At 47.3% G+C, this 20,208-nt stretch carries 18 protein-coding genes; 8 read left to right on the top strand and 10 right to left on the bottom strand.

The window, feature by feature from the left end; all coding sequences use genetic code 11:
• On the bottom strand, positions 1 to 282 hold a 282-nt coding region (locus JNN12_07635; protein ID MBL7978198.1), incomplete at its 3' end, for a hypothetical protein.
• 64 nt (positions 283 to 346) lie between these two features.
• On the opposite strand from JNN12_07635, the gene JNN12_07630 reads away from it, so the two are divergent.
• Entirely contained in the window at positions 347 to 523 is a 177-nt protein-coding gene (locus JNN12_07630) for a hypothetical protein (protein ID MBL7978197.1), read from the top strand.
• 93 nt (positions 524 to 616) lie between these two features.
• On the opposite strand, the gene JNN12_07625 is transcribed toward JNN12_07630, so the two are convergent.
• The gene (locus JNN12_07625) at positions 617 to 2,551 is read right to left on the bottom strand and encodes a cation:proton antiporter (protein ID MBL7978196.1); all 1,935 of its coding nucleotides are present in this window, start codon (positions 2,549 to 2,551) and stop codon (positions 617 to 619) included.
• Positions 2,552 to 2,755: 204 nt separating this feature from the next.
• Here JNN12_07625 and JNN12_07620 point away from each other — a divergent pair, with 204 nt between their 5' ends.
• Positions 2,756 to 4,318, top strand: a complete 1,563-nt coding sequence (locus JNN12_07620; GenBank protein ID MBL7978195.1) for a choice-of-anchor B family protein — start codon at positions 2,756 to 2,758, stop codon at positions 4,316 to 4,318.
• A 6-nt stretch (positions 4,319 to 4,324) separates the two neighbouring features.
• Positions 4,325 to 4,675 carry a DUF971 domain-containing protein gene (locus JNN12_07615; protein ID MBL7978194.1) on the top strand — a complete coding sequence of 117 codons (351 nt, stop codon included), beginning with the start codon at positions 4,325 to 4,327 and terminating at the stop codon, positions 4,673 to 4,675.
• On the opposite strand, the gene JNN12_07610 is transcribed toward JNN12_07615, so the two are convergent.
• Positions 4,662 to 5,657: a DUF4249 domain-containing protein gene (locus tag JNN12_07610; GenBank protein MBL7978193.1), complete on the bottom strand. Its 996-nt coding sequence runs from the start codon at positions 5,655 to 5,657 to the stop codon at positions 4,662 to 4,664. The two genes, JNN12_07615 and JNN12_07610, sit on opposite strands and share 14 nt — an antisense overlap.
• Positions 5,658 to 5,868: 211 nt before the next feature.
• Between JNN12_07610 and secA the strand changes: the two genes are divergently transcribed.
• From secA to lepB (JNN12_07595), 3 genes are all read left to right on the top strand, one after another.
• Positions 5,869 to 9,267 carry a preprotein translocase subunit SecA gene (gene secA / locus JNN12_07605; GenBank protein ID MBL7978192.1) on the top strand — a complete coding sequence of 1,133 codons (3,399 nt, stop codon included), beginning with the start codon at positions 5,869 to 5,871 and terminating at the stop codon, positions 9,265 to 9,267.
• 244 nt (positions 9,268 to 9,511) lie between these two features.
• Positions 9,512 to 10,471 carry a signal peptidase I gene (gene lepB, locus JNN12_07600; GenBank protein MBL7978191.1) on the top strand — a complete coding sequence of 320 codons (960 nt, stop codon included), beginning with the start codon at positions 9,512 to 9,514 and terminating at the stop codon, positions 10,469 to 10,471.
• Positions 10,472 to 10,545: 74 nt separating this feature from the next.
• Positions 10,546 to 11,583, top strand: coding sequence for a signal peptidase I (gene lepB, locus JNN12_07595; protein MBL7978190.1), 1,038 nt, complete (start codon positions 10,546 to 10,548; stop codon positions 11,581 to 11,583).
• On the opposite strand, the gene JNN12_07590 is transcribed toward lepB (JNN12_07595), so the two are convergent.
• Together JNN12_07590 and JNN12_07585 are read right to left on the bottom strand one after the other, a co-directional pair.
• A complete protein-coding gene (locus JNN12_07590; protein MBL7978189.1) occupies positions 11,580 to 12,965 on the bottom strand; it encodes a hypothetical protein in 1,386 nt (461 codons plus the stop codon). The genes lepB (JNN12_07595) and JNN12_07590 overlap by 4 nt on opposite strands.
• A gap of 10 nt (positions 12,966 to 12,975) precedes the next feature.
• A complete protein-coding gene (locus tag JNN12_07585) occupies positions 12,976 to 14,760 on the bottom strand; it encodes a S8 family serine peptidase (GenBank protein ID MBL7978188.1) in 1,785 nt (594 codons plus the stop codon).
• Positions 14,761 to 15,080: 320 nt separating this feature from the next.
• Between JNN12_07585 and JNN12_07580 the strand changes: the two genes are divergently transcribed.
• Positions 15,081 to 15,731, top strand: a complete 651-nt coding sequence (locus JNN12_07580) for a C40 family peptidase (protein MBL7978187.1) — start codon at positions 15,081 to 15,083, stop codon at positions 15,729 to 15,731.
• Between the two features lie 126 nt (positions 15,732 to 15,857).
• Positions 15,858 to 16,475 (top strand): FHA domain-containing protein, encoded by a 618-nt coding sequence (locus JNN12_07575; GenBank protein ID MBL7978186.1) that lies wholly within the window; start codon positions 15,858 to 15,860, stop codon positions 16,473 to 16,475.
• Position 16,476: 1 nt separating this feature from the next.
• Here the strand turns inward: JNN12_07575 and JNN12_07570 are convergent, their stop codons facing one another.
• The 5 genes from JNN12_07570 to JNN12_07550 form a co-directional block, all read right to left on the bottom strand.
• Positions 16,477 to 17,343, bottom strand: coding sequence for a DUF547 domain-containing protein (locus tag JNN12_07570; protein ID MBL7978185.1), 867 nt, complete (start codon positions 17,341 to 17,343; stop codon positions 16,477 to 16,479).
• A 31-nt stretch (positions 17,344 to 17,374) separates the two neighbouring features.
• Positions 17,375 to 17,923 (bottom strand): dihydrofolate reductase, encoded by a 549-nt coding sequence (locus JNN12_07565; GenBank protein MBL7978184.1) that lies wholly within the window; start codon positions 17,921 to 17,923, stop codon positions 17,375 to 17,377.
• On the bottom strand, positions 17,923 to 18,870 hold the full coding sequence (locus tag JNN12_07560; protein ID MBL7978183.1) for an alpha/beta hydrolase: 948 nt from the start codon (positions 18,868 to 18,870) through the stop codon (positions 17,923 to 17,925). Before JNN12_07560 ends, JNN12_07565 begins: the two co-directional genes overlap by 1 nt.
• Positions 18,871 to 18,897: 27 nt before the next feature.
• Complete coding sequence (locus tag JNN12_07555; GenBank protein MBL7978182.1) at positions 18,898 to 19,353, bottom strand: GatB/YqeY domain-containing protein; 456 nt, start codon at positions 19,351 to 19,353, stop codon at positions 18,898 to 18,900.
• A 90-nt stretch (positions 19,354 to 19,443) separates the two neighbouring features.
• A complete protein-coding gene (locus tag JNN12_07550) occupies positions 19,444 to 20,205 on the bottom strand; it encodes a hypothetical protein (GenBank protein MBL7978181.1) in 762 nt (253 codons plus the stop codon).
• Positions 20,206 to 20,208 lie beyond the last annotated feature (3 nt).

Below are 20,208 nucleotides of genomic sequence, written 5' to 3'. Positions count from 1 at the left end.
AACCACGTCTAATTTGGGCTTCCGGCCCTGACCCGCCTTGTTATGCAAAACCTGAAGACCTTCCGTTTCGTAACCTTCTTTGTAACGCCGAACCCATGCATTAATCTGGGTTTGGCTTTCAATCCCTACCATCGCTGCGATGTCTTTGCTAAAACGACTTTCCGATTTTAACAAAACCATCTGGCAACGCTGACGAAATGCGTGGCTCTTGCCATTTCGATAGCCATGTTCCAGTTCTGCACGCTGTTTTGCGCTTAAATTGATCTCTAATTTTCTACCCATGTATTTTTAGGGGTATTAAAATAGTAGTCAATTATTTTTGTCCCCGTACTTAGACAAAAACATCATGGATAAAAGCGAAGTCATCGAAATGCTTAAAATGTATCGTTTCAATTCTTTGGTGCAAAAAGCGGAGCTTAGCGATGATTTTGAAGCACTTAGCGAAGAAATTAACGCAACATGGTGGGAAAAGAATAAAGCACGGCTTTTGGGTGAAGAAAGATTCCAGGGTTTGGGCGCATAAACAAAACGGCAAATGGGGAACAATTTGTGATTTTGTGTCCAATTTATACCAATGCAGGCATATGGACAAGTCATCCAGATAAACCAAAAGCGATCAATACCCCAGCCGCATCGTCACCAAATCCAAGTCTTCTGGATGGCCAATAACCGTCATTTCATCTCCGACGCGGATGCGGGTGTAGCCATTGGGAACCATCACGGCCTCCTCACGGATCACATCCAGCAACAGCACATCTGCTGGGAGGCGCAAATCCCTTACCAAGGTATTGTCTATATTGGTATTGGTTACTTTTATTTGCCGGATTTGCCGCTGTGTGTCTTCGTGCATGAGCAAGGCGGTGGACTGAGGGGCCACGACTGCTTGTTGGATAAGGTTTACCATGGCCGAGGTCTGATCCAAAACAAATACATTGAGCGAGCGGAATTGTTCTGCCACCGAAGCAGAGTGTAGGCGGACAATGAGCCGGAGTTCAGATTCTTCGCGCACCCATTTGCAAGCCCGTAAGTTCTCTCGGTCGGTCTCTAACATCACCACAAAGGCATCTGGGGCTTTGGAAAGAAGCCGCTCGATGGCCTGTTTGCTTAAAAAAGACATGTGCTGCGCTTCGATCCCGGGTTGGATGGATTTTCCCGACACCAATTGCACCCGAACCGAATCGGCATCGCACATCACAACTTGCCATCCACTTTGTACCAACTGCCGCGCCAACGTGATAGATTGCCCATCAATCCCCAGAATAGCGGCCCGTCTTTGGGTGGGCTTTTCCTTCACATCCGAAGGTTCGTTGGCCTCGCCCACCATCCGAAGTACATTTTTAAGGAAAAGTGGGCCAAAAATTTCATTCAGCAAAATCACCGAGACAATCAGGGTTTGGAAAGCAATGCCCAATCTAGGGAAGTGCATGGCGGCTTCTGCCGAAAGCCCCAGGGCAATGCCTGCTTGCGTGATAAACGCCATCCAAGACAAGGCGCTAAACTGCTTCGGCGCGTTGGCCAATCGCCCCCCAAGGTTCGATCCTATGTAAATGCTCAATGCACGGGTAACGAACAATAGGGCTGCAAAAGGCAACATGGCCCAAAGCAAGGAGGCTTCGAGTACCAAGCCCGTTAGCGTAAAAAATGCCACATAGACCGGCACACTGAGGTCGTGCAGCAATTCCTCAAATAAATCGCGGTGCGCCGTAAAGTTGGTCACATAAATCCCCGCAATCATCGCCGTCAACAGCGGCTCAATATGTATTGGGAAAGGTCCCTGAGCAATGGTATAGCCCTTAATGGTTTTCGACATCCAAAAAATGGCATAGCCCAAGAACAAAATGAGCGCCATTTTACTGGCATTCGGAATTCGGAATAACAAGACTTGTTTCAAGACAAATCCGGTCAAATATCCAACACCCAGAGCAAGCATTAAGTCCAGTATAATCAATAAAATAAACCGAAGATCAATACCCTTACTTGCATCCAACAGCGGTTCTACAAAGTTTACACTAAGGGCAAAACAAAAAACGATGGCCACATCTATTACCACCGTGACACTTAGTGCCGTCCGTGTAAAGGGTCCTTTTGCACGCACTTCCTTTATCACAGCAATGGTTGATGGGGGCGACAAAGCCAGCAAGATGGTGGCCCCCAATAAAGCAACAGCCCATTTGGAAGAGGCATCAAAACCTTGTGTAAAAGGAATATAGTGACTGAGCAAAAAGATGAGCGGGCTTCCCACCAAAAGCATCACACTGATGATGCCCGCCGCAATCAGAACGATGGTTTTGACCTGTTTTCGGAGTTCTCTTAGATAAAGCTCGCTCCCTGCAATAAATGCAATCAACCCTAAGGCCGCTTGATTGATAAAGAGTAATGATGCATTCGCTTCGTGGGGCAACAGACCCAAGCCCGAAGATCCTACCAAAGCCCCGGCAAATAAATAACCCGTGATATAGGGCAAACGGAAAGCCGAAAACAACTTTCCGATATAGTGTGCAGAAAAGCACAATACAACAAAGGATAAAATGTATTGGAGGTTGATCGGCATGGAAACATCGTGAGGTTGGCGAAAGATACGTCAAATTTGCTGGTAAAGCATCTTCCGTTAAGGCAATGTTTTTAGCGTACCGCCCGCTATAAAACAAAACAGCAAGGGGGATGTCCAGAAAATTTGGCAACCTCTTTGGAAACACCGTAGTTTATGGGTTTGATACAAAAATAACAAAACCGATCCCCGATTCACGTTGCCGCTATGAACAAATTCCGATTTATTGCCATTATTCTCTTGTGCTTCGGCGCACATCGCCAAACCCTACCCGCCCAGGGCCTTACCAGTCCGATTCTTGGAAAAGTTTCCTGTAACAACGAATTTGCCTCTGGATACCCATGTAAAAATATAGACCTACTTGCTTATCTTCCTAGACATGCAGTGGGACTAAAGGTAAAAGATGGCACTGTGGAGGGCGAATTGTCTGGTAGTTGGGGTTGGACCGATCCTGGGTCGGGAAGAGAGTTTATGCTGGCAGGAACGTCTGACGGGACCTCTTTCATCGAGATTACCAATCCGGAAAAGCCTGTTTATTTGGGTATGTTGCCTATTCCCACTGGTACGATACCCAATATTTGGCGGGAAATCAAAACCTATCAGCATTATGCCTTTATCGTGGGAGATGCAGCAGGGCCACATGGAATGCAGGTTTTCGATTTGCATCAATTGCTTGGCGTGCTAAGCCCACCGGTAACCTTTAGCGCGTCTGCACATTACACCGGAGCCGCCAATGTACATGACATTGTGATCAATGAAACTTCTGGATTTGCTTATCTGGTAGGAACGAATGGTTCCAGCCCCAGTTGTGGAGGCGGTTTGCATATGGTGGATATCCGAAACCCACTCCAACCCCAGTTTGTGGGGTGTTTTTCGGAACCCAGAACCGGAGGGGCGGGAACGGGGTACATCCATGACGCCCAATGTATCCATTACCATGGACCGGATACCCGCTATACTGGACGAGAGCTATGTTTTGCTTATGCCGAAACGGCTGTCAATATCATTGATGTTACAGATAAATCCAACGCCAAATCCCTCTCTGTCACCACGTATCCGAACGTCGGATATGTTCATCAAGGCTGGATCACCCCAGACCACCGATATATTTTTATAGACGACGAGTTTGATGAATCGAGAGGTTATACGGGCAATGCCACCCGAACCATTATCATGAATGTAGAAGACCTCTTGCGGCCGGTTCTCGCAAAGGAGTACTTTAGCTTTTCATCTGCCATTGACCACAATCAATATGTAAAAGGCCGTTATTTATATCAGGCAAATTATACCGCAGGGTTAAGAATTTTGGATGTCATAGATCCAAACAATCCCAAAGAAATAGGTTATTTTGATTGTGTACCGGAAAATGATTCCCCCGTTTATGATGGCGCTTGGAATGTGTATGCTTTTCATAAAAATGATGCCATCACCATAAACTGCATCAACCAGGGCGTCTTCATTGTCCGACCAAAGAGCAATTTGGTTGACAATGAACAGGAGGTTCCATCATCGTTTGGTCAAATTTCGGTCTTCCCCAATCCTTTTTCCACACAAGCACAACTGCGGCTGACCCTTGATCAGGCGCAGCACGTTGGTGTGGCAATCTTTGATGTACTTGGCCGCGAAGTCGGCACACTTCAAACTGGCTATATGCCCTCGGGTACACATGAATGGCCGATTCGCGCCCAAAATTGGCCTGCCGGACTATACCTATACCGTATTCAGGCAGGGCCCACAGTACGTACAGGCACGTTTCAGGTTCGTAAATAGATGCATATGACAACATTCACTCCCCGATCGGTAAAAGTTAAAACTTCGGATCAAGTATTAGAAATTATCTGGACAGACGGCCATAGCAGTGTTTACCCATTAGATGGCTTACGGCGAGAGTGTCCTTGTGCCGGATGTCGTGGCGGGCACGAAAACATGCGTGACTCGTTTGACGTGATACTCTTCCGGTTGCCCGCACTACAAGTTCATTCTATTTCAAAAGTAGAACCCATCGGTCATCACGCGATGCGGATTACTTGGGAAGATGGACACAATGCAGGCATGTATCGCTGGGATTTATTACGAACGGCTTGCCCCTGCGACGCCTGTTTTATACCTCCGGCTACTGAACCGTGATAGACGTTCCAGCATAACCAGCAAAGACACCAATTCCATCACTTATATTGGAATATATTGGAACAGGTTCTACGATAGGAACATCCGAGAACGTCCGCTGGTCTATCACCGAGCGCTCATACAAGTACAACTCAGGGGAGAGACGGGCAATCATTATCCGGTATTTCATGCGGTCGGTAAACAATTTGGCTCCATCGGTGGTCTGGGCTTCCCGATATCGCAGGGTATAACCAGAAAATGTAATAGGAATTTTGATTTGCTGCCCTTCCATCCCCGTATCTAAAAAGGGCGCGATGCGCCTTCGGTCTTCGTCGCCGGATAGTTCGTCGTTAAACGCACCAGAGGTCGCCAACCATTCACTGGTTGTTTTAAAACGATAACCTGTAACCACTGTCGGAAACGTATGATTCCCCGATGCGGTGTCTGTTTCCTGCGATATGGCAATCATATACCGATCACCCACCACAGGCGAATCGGTAAAGGTCATAGCGACCAAAGCCGATAATCGCCGATTTACGGTATTTTGTGGCCCCCGTTCGGTCGAGTGGCTCATAACAACCGTCTCTTGGTCTAACGTCAACCGTTGTGGAAGTTGGCTAAAGGCTGTTGCGGTAGGATATCCCGAAGCGGACACTTCCAGACGATACCCCACTCCGGGCTGCGGTTTTTGGGAGGAAGAACGATAACACGCACAGGATACGACAAAAGGAAGCGTTTCTACCAATTGGTCATTCCCAAAAATCCGAACGGTAGCATCTGCAAAATACGACGTGGCGGTATCGTCTTCAAACCGCTCCTTCGGAAGAGTGACAGATACTTCCCAAAACGTATCTGGAGAAAAAATACTATTGATAATCAATAACTTCGGCAAAGGCAACGCATCGAGCGTCACCGGCTGATTAAATTGTTCGCACCCCATACTCCCCCCAATGAGACAAGCCAACCCAACCAGTTGAACCATGTATAACAATACCTGTTGCATCAATTTTAGGGGTTAAACGGTGGAGCCTCCCGCCTGCCACACATGAAAAAACCGTCTATTTCAGAAGGCCGCGCCGGAAGAATGGAACGTATCGGCTAAAATTACGTCTTATGGGCTTTATTTGAATCCAAATTTGGTTTCATTTTTCTTATTTTAAAAGACTGTATTCAAAATAATCGCTCTGGCGATGACCATTCGATAAAGATTCAACATGTTAAAATTCATTCAAAAGGTTTTTGGCGGTTCGCCAAATGAACGGGAACTCAAGAAACTTTGGCCCCTTGTGGACGAAATTAACGACCACTATAATACACTCCAAAACCTAACCGATGAGGAATTGCGGGCCAAAACCGTCGGGTTCAAATCCGTCATCCGAAAGGCCCTTGAAGAGATTGAAGCCGACAAACAAGCCATTGAGTTGCGCCTACGCGGGATGCTGGATAGTAGCGGCGATGGCGCTCCCGTAGCAGAATTGTCTTTGGAAGACCGAATGGCCTTGTATCAGGAAATCGAGAAATTAGACAAGGAATGGCAAGATACCTTGCAAATAACCTTAGATCAGATCCTACCCGAGGCCTTTGCAGTGATTAAAGAAACCTGTCGGCGTTTTGTGGGGAAAGAATGGATGGCTGGCGGCACCATGATCCGGTGGGACATGGTACCCTACGATGTTCAGTTACTCGGTGGTATTGTCCTTCACAAAGGACGGATTGCAGAAATGAAAACGGGTGAAGGCAAGACCTTGGTTGCCGTTGCTCCTGTTTATTTAAATGCACTTTCGGGGCGTGGAGTACACCTTGTTACGGTTAACCCATATCTGGCTCAACGGGACATGGAGTGGATGCGTCCCATTTTCGAGTTCCATGACCTTAAGGTTGGATGTATTGACCAAAGTGAGCCTCATTCGGAAAGCCGTAAAGCGGCCTACGATGCGGATATCACCTATGGAACGAATAACGAATTTGGTTTTGACTATCTACGGGATAACTCTTTTGTGGTTGAGCCCGAACACTTGATGCAGCGAGCGCACAACTTTGCCATTGTGGACGAAATTGACTCAGTATTGATTGATGAGGCAAGAACACCACTGATCATCTCCGGACCAGTTCCTCAAGCCACCGAAGGCCAATTTGCGCAATATAAACCTTTTGTACAAAAACTTGTAGATGCCCAAGTCCGATTGGTAGCACGTTTTGTGGCCGATGCCGAAAAACACCTCGCAGCCAATAAAACCGATGAGGCTGGCTTGGCCTTGTTACGTGCGCACCGAGGATTTCCCAAAAACAAAGCCCTCACCAAGCTAAAGACAGAATCTGGCGTTTCTCCACTTCTACAAAAAACCGAGTATTTCTACTTGCAGGACAATGCTAAGCGCATGCCAGAGGTAGATGAAGCTCTATATTATGCCGTTGACGAGAAAAACCACTCGTTAGAAATGACCGAAATGGGTCGGAAGTATGTGGCACAATTGGCCAATCACGACGAGAACTTCTTTGTACTCCCCGATGTAGGCGAAGGCATTGCCCGTATTAAAGCCGAAATTGAGGTTGAAATCGCTGCCGCCGACAAAGACTGGACCGATCTCGAGGGCGAAGAACGGGACAACGTCCGACGAGAAATCCTGCGGCGGGCCGAACTAAATCGTCAGGAAAAGGAACGTCAATTGTATGCCGAGGTCTCGGAAAAGGCAGACCGCATACATGCCATTAACCAATTACTCCGCGCATATACCTATTACGAAAAAGACGTTGAGTACATTGTAGAAGAAGATAAAATCCTGATTGTAGATGAACAAACCGGACGGGTTTTGCCCGGACGCCGTTACTCCGATGGATTACACCAAGCAATAGAGGCCAAAGAGAATGTGAAGGTACAGGCGGCTACCCAAACCTATGCCACCATTACGCTGCAAAACTATTTCCGGCTCTATGCCAAACTTGCGGGTATGACAGGTACCGCCGAGACCGAATCAGCTGAATTCTTCTCTATTTACAAGTTGGAAGTAAATGTTATCCCGACCAACCGCAACATTACCCGTAAGGATTTGGAAGACTTGGTTTTCCGGACCAAACGCGAGAAGTATAACGCGGTATTAGACAAAATTGCGGAATACCAACAACGCGGGCAACCCGTTCTTGTCGGTACCACTTCGGTTGAAGTTTCCGAAATGCTTAGCCGTTTGCTTACGCGTAAAGGCATTAAACACAATGTTTTGAATGCAAAAGTGGATCGGGCCAAAGCGGAAGCGCTCATTGTTGCAGAGGCTGGCCAGCGTGGTGCAGTAACCATTGCCACCAACATGGCGGGACGGGGAACGGATATAAAATTGGCACAAGGTATTTCCAATTTGGGTGGATTGGCGATTTTGGGTACCGAGCGCCACGAAAGCCGTCGAATAGACCTCCAATTACGCGGACGTTCTGGGCGCCAAGGCGATCCGGGGGAGAGTCAGTTTTATGTCTCGTTAGAAGATGACCTCATGCGGCTTTTCGGACACGACCGAACGGCTAAGGTGATGGACAAAATGGGCATGGAGGAAGGAGAGGTCATTACGCACCCTTGGGTGACCAAGAGCATAGAGCGTGCACAGACCAAGGTGGAACAAAACCATTTTTCTACCCGGAAGCGTCAGTTGGAATTTGATGATGTTTTGAATGCACAACGCCATGTAATCTATGACCGTCGGATGCACGCCTTAAAAGGGGAACGGCTACGAGGCGATGTTTTGCAGATGCTTCAAGATACCTGTGACGAGATTGCCCGCCAATATGTGCCCTCGAAAGACTTCGATGGCTTGCGCGATGAAGTCTTGCGACAGTTTGCCCTTATCTTGGAGTTAGACGCGGCTACATTCCAAAGCATTACCGAAAAAGCCCTCGCGCAATCTGTCTATAAACAAGCAGAAGCGGCCTACCATGCCAAACGCCAACTGCTAGCCGAGAGTTTTCATCATGGCGTTCAGCAAATGATTAAAAATGCGGTAGAACCACCAGAAAAGATTGTGGTGGACTTTACCGACGGGCTAAAAATCCTGCGGGTGGTGGTGGACGTAGCACAAGTGCTGGCTACTGGTGGCCAAGAAGTGAACGATGCACTGGAACGTGCTGCCATTCTTTCCACCATTGATGACCGTTGGGTGGAACACCTCCGAGAATTGGATGACCTGAAAGAAGGCATTTACCTTCGTGCCTATGGTCAGAAAGACCCCTTGGTTGAATATAAAGTGGAAGCTTTTAGCCTCTTTTCCGACTTGTTAAACGACCTGAACAAACAAGCACTCAGTATTGTATTCCGTTCTGGCCTGTTGGTACAAGAACGGGAACGCGCCGAAACGATTAGGAAAACATCCCGTCTCGATAGTAAACGCGCAAAGGCAACGCAAGCAAAAGCAGAAAGCGGCTTTGGGGTAGGCGCCGATGATGTGTACAAGGAAGGTCAGGCAAAAGAAGACCCAACCGTTAAACAAGCCCCTATTGTTCGGAACAAAGAAGAAAAAATCAGCCGAAACGACCAAGTGAAGGTTATGAACCCGACAACCGGTGAAGTAGTAGAAGTGAAGTACAAAAAGGCCCAGCAAATGATTCAGAAAGGATGGAGCTTAGTCCGGTAAGCCCTTTATTAACATGCAAAAGGGCGTACTTGTGTGCGCCTTTTTCTTTGTTACACGCGGCTACTCTATCAAGAAAACAGCCCAGACGATCCATCTTGTGCAATAGGTCTGTCGGTCTGGAATTTACGGAGCGGCCTACCGATTATAACGCCCCTATATGCTAACCCACAAAACCGAACCACCTATTCCAAAGAGGCCCTTCCTGAGGGATCTTCGCAGATCCTTCAGGATAGCCTTGTTTTTTTTGCTGGTGTCTTTTCTAGTGCGGTTGTTCCTGTTTGTCCCTTTTGGCGTTTCCTCTTCTTCGATGTCTTATAGTTTGTTAAGTGGAGACCTGATTCTGGTCTCGAAGGTGGCGTATGGTGCCAGACTTCCCCAATCCCTGTCGGTTCCTTTTACCAATTGGGTGTTGTCGGAGGATGTTTTGCCTTATTTCCGTTTGCCAGGCTTAGGCAATATCCAGCGTAATGACATCATTGTCTTCAATTACCCGCCCGAAAACCGCACCACAGACCTCAAAACGGCCTATGTTAAACGGGTGGTGGGGATGCCCGGCGACTCGCTACAGATACGTGAAAAGCAACTAAGCATCAACGGAAAGCCTGTTCCACTTACGTCTCTACAAACGCAAGAATGGCTCGTCACACTTATTGACGAAGAAACGGTCCTTCCTCCTGCACGTATCGAAGCGTTGGACCTAAAGATTCGTTACCGCATTTCGCCCAATGTTTTACTGGTCTCGGCATCGGTGGCCGCCATCGAATCCCTCAAAAGATTGCCCTATGTCTCGATGGCCGCTCCATACATTCGAAAAGCCTTGCCAGACCAGATTTTCCCCGCACATTCGGGGTTCTCATATGATGAATATGGACCCATCAATATCCCACGTAAAAATCAACAAGTAGAAGTAGATAATAATAATTGGCCCTTGTATCAAGCCATAATTACTCGGTTTGAGAGAAACAAGAAGGTTGTTTGGAAAAACCAACAACTGTGGATCAACGGCAAACACATCCGAACATACACCTTCCGTCAAAATTATTATTTTGTCTTGGGTGACAACCGCGACGCTTCTTCTGATAGCAAGTCTTGGGGATTTGTTCCGGAAGATCACCTTATCGGAAAAGCAACACGGGTATTGTATTCGTCAGATTCGCAAACAGGAATCCCTCGAATGGAGCGTATCTTCCTGAAAATCGAGTAACCGAATGTGCAACATTCTCGTTCGTTTGCGTAAGCCGAACCATTGTTTAATGTACATAAAACTTTTTTCTTCTGATGTCAACCCCAAATAAGACCAAAACCCCAACCATCTCCCGCCGCCAATCAAGGGAAGCGGAAAAAAACCAACCCAAGAAAAGTGTTCTACGCGAGTGGGTTGAGACCATTGTTTTTGCCGTTACGTTTGTGGTGATTTTTCGAAATCTGCTCTTCGGCTTTTTTGTCGTCCCGACTCCCTCGATGGAAGGTGAGGTAATGGCGGGCGAGTACATCATTTCCTCCAATTTGCACTATGGCCCACGCCTGCCCATGACGTTGGGAATTCCCTTGATAAATATCCCCATAAAATCCATCACGTTCCCCTATTACCGTTTACCCGGCTTCAGTAGCATCAAACGGGGTGATGTGGTGATTTTCAACCTGCCCCCTGAAGAAAATGTTGTGGACTACAAAACGCCCTACCTTAAACGCCTGATTGGTATGCCCGGAGATTCCCTGAAAATCGAAAATAAGCAGGTGTTTATTAATGGCAAGAAATTGAACCAGCCCTTAAATATGCAACAAAAGTGGACCATTAATTATCAAGACGGCAATAAAACCACTTTGGACGACAACATGACGTGGAATGAAGCACAAAAAATGATTCAGGATGGTTACATCACCTCGGTGACACCTGCGTTATACGAAAAAGATGTGGCCATGCCCTCCATCATGTTTCCCAAAGGCAATAACTGGAATCCACACCAATTTGGTCCAGTCTGGATTCCTAAAGCTGGCTCAACCATTACCCTGACGGAGGAAAATTGGTTGATGTTCTACCGCGTCATTACAACATATGAAGGCCATCAACTTAAATACCTTGGCAACAACACCTTCGAAATAGACGGGGTAAAAACCAATCGTTATACGTTTAGCATGAACTATTACTGGATGATGGGGGATAACCGCGACGACTCGGAAGACAGCCGTTTCTGGGGATTTGTCCCAGAAAACCACATCGTGGGGAAAGCTATTTTCATCTTGTTCTCTTGGGATATCGAGAAAGCCCGCCCTCGATTCGACCATTTCTTCCGCATCATTCGGAACGAGCTTTAGGACGAACGGGGGACGTCCTCATACCACGAATTAAAGGGCAAGGGCTTTCGTTCTTGCCCTATTTTTTTATCCTTATGTAGGGTAACCCGCACCCCACCAAACAAGACCGCTAATTCCGACACCAGCCCCGAAACATCTGCGGGCGGATGTTCTAGCCAGCGAATAGAAATCTGTACGTCCAAATGTTGGTTTTGGTATAATGAAAAAGCCACCACTGGCCAATAACGGATAATTTTAGAGACATCCACTTCGTTCACCAATGTTCCGTTTTTATGGAAAAGCGGAACGGCTTTGCGACCTTGTAACCCATATAGTCGGGGCAAGTGACTGCCACAAATACACCTTCCCGTCACGTACTGCGCCCTATCTCCCGTTCGATAACGCAATAGCGGCAAAAAATCATTCCCGCCACCCGTAACCGTCACTTCGCCGCATTCCTCCTCCCCCACAGGCACACCCAAATCATCCAAAACTTCCACAAATAGATCCGGCATACATACATGAAATCCTTGATCATTCGGACAAGCAAAGGCAATCGGCCCTGTTTCGTTCATCGCATAAAAATCAATCACAGGGCATCCATAGCGATCGGTAAGAGCATTTTTGAGGGAAGAAGACATCTGGAGCGCCGTAGAAACAAAGACCTTGGGACGTAAAGGTATCGCTAACCGCAACAACTCGGCAAAGGAAATGGGGTCTCCGGTCAAAACAGGTGGATCATATTCGGTCAAAAATGCGATGCGGTCAGAAGGGTGTCGCCAAGCATTATCATGGAGGTTAACCTTCATATGAATGCTGCTTCCCCATGTTGATAGCGGAGCCGCATACATAATGGTATTTCGCTGTGCGCACAATAGCGCATTGCCCACCGTTCCTGCATGAAATGTAAGATCTATTCCATATGCCAAAAAGGCGCATTGAAGGGCCAACTGATAGCGAGCAACAGCATAAGGCGTCTTAGGGATCAATAACGGCGTACCCGTTGTACCGGAACTTCCGTAAATCATCATTTGATCGTATGACACATCTTCCGCAACCCACTGTGCCAGATGCGCTACCAGGTCGCCTCGACTGGAAGTGGGTAAATCCATCCAATGAGTTAAGACACCAAAGCCCACAGGGATTCGTTCTTGCAAAGCAGGTGTTACCTCCCGCTTCTCCAATAACCAAGACAAGAGCCAATCTGGCAGAAACGGCAAATCCGCAGTCTTTCTATCGGCATACATCTGCATTTTTTGCCCTAACATCCGTAAGGGTATTGCATCGGAAGGGGTTAATTGGTCGGAACAGGAAAAATTCCACTTTGGCGCCCTTGGATGTCCCAACACTTCTGCAAGCCGCGCTTGCAACCAATCTTCCGAAACGACGGTTTGCGGCCCCATGTCCCTCTCATTATTTAAGCAGTGTGGCCGATCGGACGTGCGATTGCGTGGTGCCCGTTGCACGAATGAAGTAAAGGCCATTCGCCAAGTTCTCGGCTTCAAACAAAAAGGACTTGGTTTCCTGTGCAGCCAATACGCCATTAAAGAGTTCTGCTACTTTCCGACCAAGCGCATCAAAAACCGACACATTTACCCGTTCTGCCTTTTCAACCGTAAGGGTTAATCGGGTAACAGGATTAAATGGATTGGGATAAGGAGGCGTAAGGACAAATTGCTGAGGCTGCTCTTCGGTTTCATTAGCAACCAAAAGGGCCTTATTTACTGCCGCTAAGGCGTCTATTCGCCCATATCCAAAAACCGGATTGGGGATTTGCGAACCTGGAACACCACCACAGATCTCGGTAGTTGTATGGGGTACGGCTGTCTCTTTAATAATTTGTTCGATCTGATCCACATGTCCCGCCAATTTGGGATTCGCCGAGATCATCAATGCAACCATGCCAGCCACATGCGGACCCGCCATGCTGGTTCCACTAAACGCCGCATAAGCATCGCCTCTAATACTAGAACGCACATTGTGTCCGGGTGCAGCAATATTGGGCTTCATCCGGTTGCTGGCATCAAAAGTGACCAATCCACGTGAACTAAAAGAAGCCGCTTCGTTGTTCACATTTGTTGCAGCCACACTAAACGATTTTTCAAAAATAGCAGGGCCATACTGGACCGTCCCGCAGGTGGGGCCAGAGTTTCCGGCAGACACCACCACCATAACACCCGATGAACGCAGGTTATTTACGGCAGCCTCGAACGGAATCAGTTCAGTAAGCGACGGACACCCTTCTTCCGGTGCGCAGTACCACGAATTATTAATCACGTGCGGGGCTTTGGAAGGGTCTGGATTTTGGCCATTTACATCGGTAGGCGCCAGCATCCACTGGAAACAAGCCAGATAAAAAGAAGGCGCTCCCCATCCACGTTCCATATTACGACAGGCCACCCATTTCGCTTCCGGCGCCATTCCAATCACATTTTCACCATCCAATCCAACCATCGTGCCCATCGTATGCGTGCCGTGATTGTCGTCATCGCAAGGTACTTTAAGGTCTAATCCGCATGGATTGGAACCGCTTGTATTCAAAGGACTGTTCTGCTTAACACCATCAAACCAGTTATAGTCATGTGATGCGTTTACCCCATCCCAACCTCGGTATTGCAATTTGATTGCCGGATGGTCCCATTTAAAGCCTGTATCTAATCCACCCACAACCGCTCCTTTTCCCTTAACACCTAAGCTGCTCCAAACTTGGTCGGCACGAGTCTTGCTAATGCCCCATTCTATGCCCGTAGGGGGAGCAGCAGGCTCCATCTGGACGTTGGCCATATGAATTCCCGCCCGATCACTGGTAATGTGCTGAACTTCGGGGAATGCGGCTATCTGTTCTAATTGTTCACGGTTAACCGTCACCGAAAGGGCATTAACCACCCAAAATGCCTTGTATGATAATTGGTGTAGGTCTAACCAAGCCTTGACCACCTGCTGCGACTGGTCTGCGGCCAACCGGAGGCGGGCATATACCATCTCGGCCATTGCCTGCTTGGTGGGCAATGTTGCTACTTCCGAAAAGTCTGGCACTTCGCGAAACAATACAAGTACATCAGCGGCATCATCCTGTATATCTGTCAAAACCATATCCGTGATTTTAGTGGATGAAGCCTGACCGTATAGAAAGGGGGTACCAAAGAAAAACAGGGCAATGGTCCAGAGATAGCATGGACGAATTAAACGCATTATCATAAGATTTTAGGAATGGATATAAGCGAATAGCCGCGAACGGCCAATACAAAGTAAAGGACAAACACGAAAATGTTGCGGATGAAGGATCGTTCTTTTGCAAATTTCCGGCCAAGATTTAATTAATTAGTCCATTTTCAGTGAAGAAAACATGAACCATCTCCCCTTAATCGTCTTGTGGATTTGGTTTAGGTTCCCGAAAACGCCTATCTTTGCATATGTGTTTTAAACCCCATTATTAAGACCAGCAGTCTAAATCGTTTCCTTACACCGATGTTCCACGTGCAGTCATCTTCATGTGGATTGTCAAAAACTTATTTTTTATGGATTCATCCCGATTATTGTCTGCTCTCAGTCTGGTTGTGTTGGTGGCCTTCTCAAGCGTTGGAACTTCTTCCGCCGCCGTTGTTGTAACAAATCGTGCAGTTAATGGATTGGTCATGGAAATGCCCGGCCCTAAACCGATGCCGATCTCTCGTGCCAAGGCAATGCTTCGTACAATGCCGGATAAATGGCGCGGTGTTCCGTATCGTTTTGGGGGAACTTCCCGGCGTGGTATTGACTGTTCGGCGTTTGTTCAACAAGTGATGCAAGATGTTTTTGACGTTTCGGTACCCCGCAACACCAGCGGACAATCTGGCGCAGGCGAACGTGTTTCCAAAGGTCAACTTCAGCCTGGTGACCTCATCTTGTTTTCTTCCCGCTACAGCAGCAGTGGCCGTCATGTAGGGATCTATGTGGGCGATAACGAATTCCTCCATATCTCCTCAACCCGAAATCGGGTGGTTATTGCAAATCTGGACAGCTATGGCAACTCGCCCGGCCTCCGTTTTTCACAAGCACGCCGTGTTGTGAAGTTGGATGCCGACGAACCAAACTTTGAATTGCCAGAAGAAACCAACCCCTTGGCCCTCCCGATGATCGCTACCAAAACGATGCAACGGGTAGTTCTTGCGGGAAGCGCTGCTTTCTAAAAGGACCCATCCAGCCTTCTAAGAAGATCGTTCATTCCACCAATGGGCGATCTTTTTTTTATGCTTGCTAAACTATGGCATGAGATTTGAATCTTATTTGTTTGCTACCAAGGAATTTCTGCTGATATGTTACTGAAATATACGCTGAATGGCCTTCTTCAAGAGGTTCAAATACAAAAAGAAGTGGTTACGCTGGGCCGATCGGCACAATGCGAAATCCAGCTTGATGACCCTGGATGCCTGCTCAGCCGTAAACATGCCCGCATCTATTTAGAAAACGAACTCTGGCATATTATGGACTTGGGGAGCCATAACGGTACTTGGTTGGATGGAAAACGTCTGACACCCCATCTCCCATACCCCCTAAACCCGCAATCGGCTATCGTTTTGGGACGCATTCTGATAGAGCCTATTTTCCTCCAAAAAACATCTCCTGTGCTGTCTAAGCCAATGCTCATGACCCCTTCCGGCGATTCTTTGGGGACCTATCAAGCGATCAATACCGCATCCGAAGCACCACTCCATCAAACAGTTGCCCACTGGATCCAAGAGCAAGACCCTGCCTCCCCTGCTACATTACATGGTAAGCAACTTCGAGATTTATTAAACGCCATTAACGAATATGCAGCAACTTTAGACGAGGATGCCCACTTGGCGTACCTGATCGAAGTATTTACAGACGGGACGCAAGACATCCGGGGTGGTGAAATTGGGCGGTTTTTGCGGGCTGTACTCCGTCGCTAAGTCATTCCTTGGCGCGATTGGGCTGCCAATTATAGTCGAAGCGAACTTTTTTTCCCTCGAATTGCGTTAAGGCCGCAAGGGTTTTTCCCTCTTTTCCAGAGAGCATTTTTTTCAGAAGGACATAATCTGAACGATTAGAAGACATAAACCCTATCAAAAAATCTCCCGCTTTTTTACCCGAAAGATCGAAGTCCGGCCCAAACCATTGAACTAACGAAGTAACAACCCATTCGTTTTTTTGTCTGTCCAATCGAAAATGCTGCGGACTATTTACAAAAGCAGCCATTGCTTTTTTGAGTTGTAACTCCATTGGTCCCTTACTTAGTGGGGCAGGCAAAAAAGCCGGACAAGACAAAGCCCCACAATTCAAAACCACATGAAGACGTGGATCTACTTTTCCTACACGTAGGTACGCTGGCACCTGGCTGCTTGCTTGTCTGCGCAAAATTCCATGCTCAATCTCGTCTAAACTCAACCCCATTCCCCCCACCAAAAATGGCGTTTTAAAAAAAGCATCGGCCTTGCCCGAACGGACAATATCGGCAATATGGGGCGACTCAAGTAGGTTCTTAAGCATGAGCACATTATACGCATCTGCCCAAAAAGCCAATTTCTGCTCATCTGTACGGAGTTTTAGGGCATCATAGGTTTCGATCGCACGTAGCACGGAATGGAAAACGGTTGTTTCTTTTTGGAGAACCTGGTAACGAATCAACCCGTCTTTCGTGACGATCTTTGTCAACAAGCCTTCGTAATCAGACACCCACTCTTTGCTTGCAGACACCCCATTTGCCCGGCTTTTGGGCTGCGAAGAGCTACTTTCGGCAACCACGACCCATAGCAACACGATCAACCAGATTTTTTTCATCAGATGCTCCGTTAAAATCTGCAAAAAAGAATTAAGTAGCGACATGATACATCAACTGAACCACCCCATTTTGATAGGATATAACCTGATCCAGATGCCACGACGACGCTTGAGGCGTGCCTTGAGGTGTGCGCAGAAATAAGGGCCTTCCTTTGCCCAAGAGGATGGGAATGAGGGTAAGGATCATTTGGTCAATAACTCCTTCTTCCAGACAATAGGCGTTTAATTCACCCCCGCCCACGAGCCATATATCTTGAATGGCTTTTTCTTGCAAGCCTCTTAGAAAGTGCCCTACCTCCGAGGTGACCACCTCCGTATGCGGCGTATTAACCTTAAAAAAACCATTTCGAGAAGCCACATAGGTTTTCTGTTCTGGATAAGGCCAATCAACACCTAAAGACAAAATGTGCTCATACGTTTTCCGTCCCATAACCACCGCCTCTACGCCAGACAAGAAATGGACATAGCCATAGTCTTCTTTTTCCGGATTCGGGAATTGTTCTAACCAGTTCATTTCTCCTTGTTCGCCCGCAATATAGCCATCTATGCTGGTGGCGATGTACAATACGACTCGGCCCATTATGGTCGTGCGGATTTAGGTGTCCCCAGTAGGAAAAGAAGCGGAAGATGAAATCTTTTACGCCATGCCCGCTCCGAATGATCCTCGCCTTCAAATTTCAGGGTTTGCCAGTTTTCCGAGTTGTATCCTTTTGCTTTTAAAATCGCATCCGCCTTTTGTTGATACGGCTCATATAACGCATCCAACGTAGCGGTTCCAAAATCAAAATATAATTTGTGTGTTTGGGGCGAGGGTAGCTTTTCCTGCATATAAGCCATAAACGTCGCGGGTATCGGATTCATTTCCGGCGCAAAAGCCCCCGGCCAATGGGTGGAAATACACGCAGCACCACCAAAAACATGCGGGTATTCACTGATGGCGTAAAAGGAAATAAGACCACCCATACTCGAGCCAGCAATAAAAGTATGCGCCCGTCCTTTGTATGTAGAAAACCTACGGTCTATAAACGGCTTTAACTCATACACCAAAAAACGAAGATATTGATCGGATTGTATTTTTGCGGAGAAAAGCGTATTCCCGTTGGTTCGGTTAGACGCATAAAGAGAGTCTTGACGCGCTTTCGGCATAGACTCAAAAGGCTTTTGTGGGAAATATTCACTATGGCGCTTAGAGCCATTATTCCAAATGCCTACCACAATGGTTTCACGAATTTTTTTACCTCGGATCAGTTCACTCATGGTTTCATCAACCCCCCATTCCTGTTTATTCCAAGTAGTGGTGGAATCGAACAACATTTGCCCATCGTGCATATACAAAACGGCATATTTCTTCTTCGGCGAATATCCTTCCGGAAGCCAAACCGCAATAGGTCGCGGATCCACATACTTGGAATTGAATTTCGGAAAATGGTGTATCTTTCCCTCCGAAACTTGTTGGGCGCGCATGGTTACAACACTTCCCAGCAATGCGAAAAGCAATAGAAAGGAGGAGCGGGATAAGTTGTTCATATGGGTGTTCTCTGGATTGATTCGCCGTTACGAAAGCAACGACTTCACCGTTGCCTGTATGCGTTTACCATCCGCCTTGCCTTTCAGTTTTCCCATCACGGCCCCCATCAACTTACCCATTTCTTTGGCCGATGAAATACCCAATGTGTTCATGGTTTCTTGAACCACCTGAGCAATTTCTTCGTCGCTCAATTCTGCAGGTAAATACGATTGGATGATCTGAAGCTCTTCTTCTTCGGTTTTAGCTAAGTCCTCACGTCCGGCAGCCCGAAATTGGGCGATAGAGTCGTTGCGTTGCTTGGCCTGTTTTTGGAGTACGGCCAATTCTTGTTGCTCCGTCAAAACCGCCTCGCCGCCTTGCCGATCTTCTATTTCTTTTAGCTGTAACGCCGAAATGAGTGCCCGAAGGGTGCGGAGTTTGGCTTGGTCTTTGGCCCGAAGCGCCTGTTTGAGTTCTTCTGAAAGTTTGGCTTTTAAGCTCATGGTATTTGGTTTTTGGTATTGGCTAACGATGGGGAGAAAAGGTGGTTCCGAAAAAACACATCTTCATATATTGAATGAACATAGTACCGCTCACTTCAAGACAAGCCTTATCGCAACCACAGCCAATCCAGTTTGAGCAATGGCCAAACCCCAGCCCGCTTTAGTATCTAATGCTTTAATTTGGGGCCGCAAGGCGGGATCTCCGCTTACCTTATATAGGTCATACAGGTCGTCTGCCTTAAACTTATTTTGAATCGAATATACCAATCCGGCAATGGTAGCTGTTCCACCTAAAACCGAGAGCCAGCGGTATTCTTTGGTAGGTATTTTTTGCAAAAGAGAAATCTTTTGGGAGTCTATAGGCTTTTTTTGAAGGTTTAATGTAGTAGTTTTACAAGGAGACAATGTGGCTTCTGCCGGAATAAATCCTTTTTTTTGTACAGAGACGGGCAACGATTGGAGTTCTCTGATAAGAGTCATAGGCGTTGTGCCCAAGTATTTCCAGCCCGAACGCACCTCTGCCCCAAATGGAAGGCTTGCGAGTTCAAAACGACTAAACCGATGGGCTTGTAGCACCGCCTCTTCATTTTCTACCAATCGGATTGTGTAATCAAACGTTATGATCGCTTCGTTTTCAACCAAAGTCCCCCCACATCGCACCCATACCCCTACCGGATAGGCTCCGGTGGGTACGGTAAGCACGGTATCGCGTTCAATCCTTAGGCTTTTGTCTGGAAAACGGACAAAGACCACATGGGTACTGCTCGCTTGGATCGAAAGACGGCTCATTTCTTGTGCTTGTAGCCGCTCTAATCCTGCAAAAATCAGGATCCATACCAAAATGTATTTCATATT

Source organism: Bacteroidetes Order II. bacterium (genome assembly GCA_016788705.1).
In the GTDB taxonomy this organism is placed as follows: Bacteria; Bacteroidota; Rhodothermia; order Rhodothermales; family UBA2364; genus UBA2364.
Note: the sequence above shows the minus strand (reverse complement) of the source record. Positions and strands in the feature narration are given on the sequence as shown.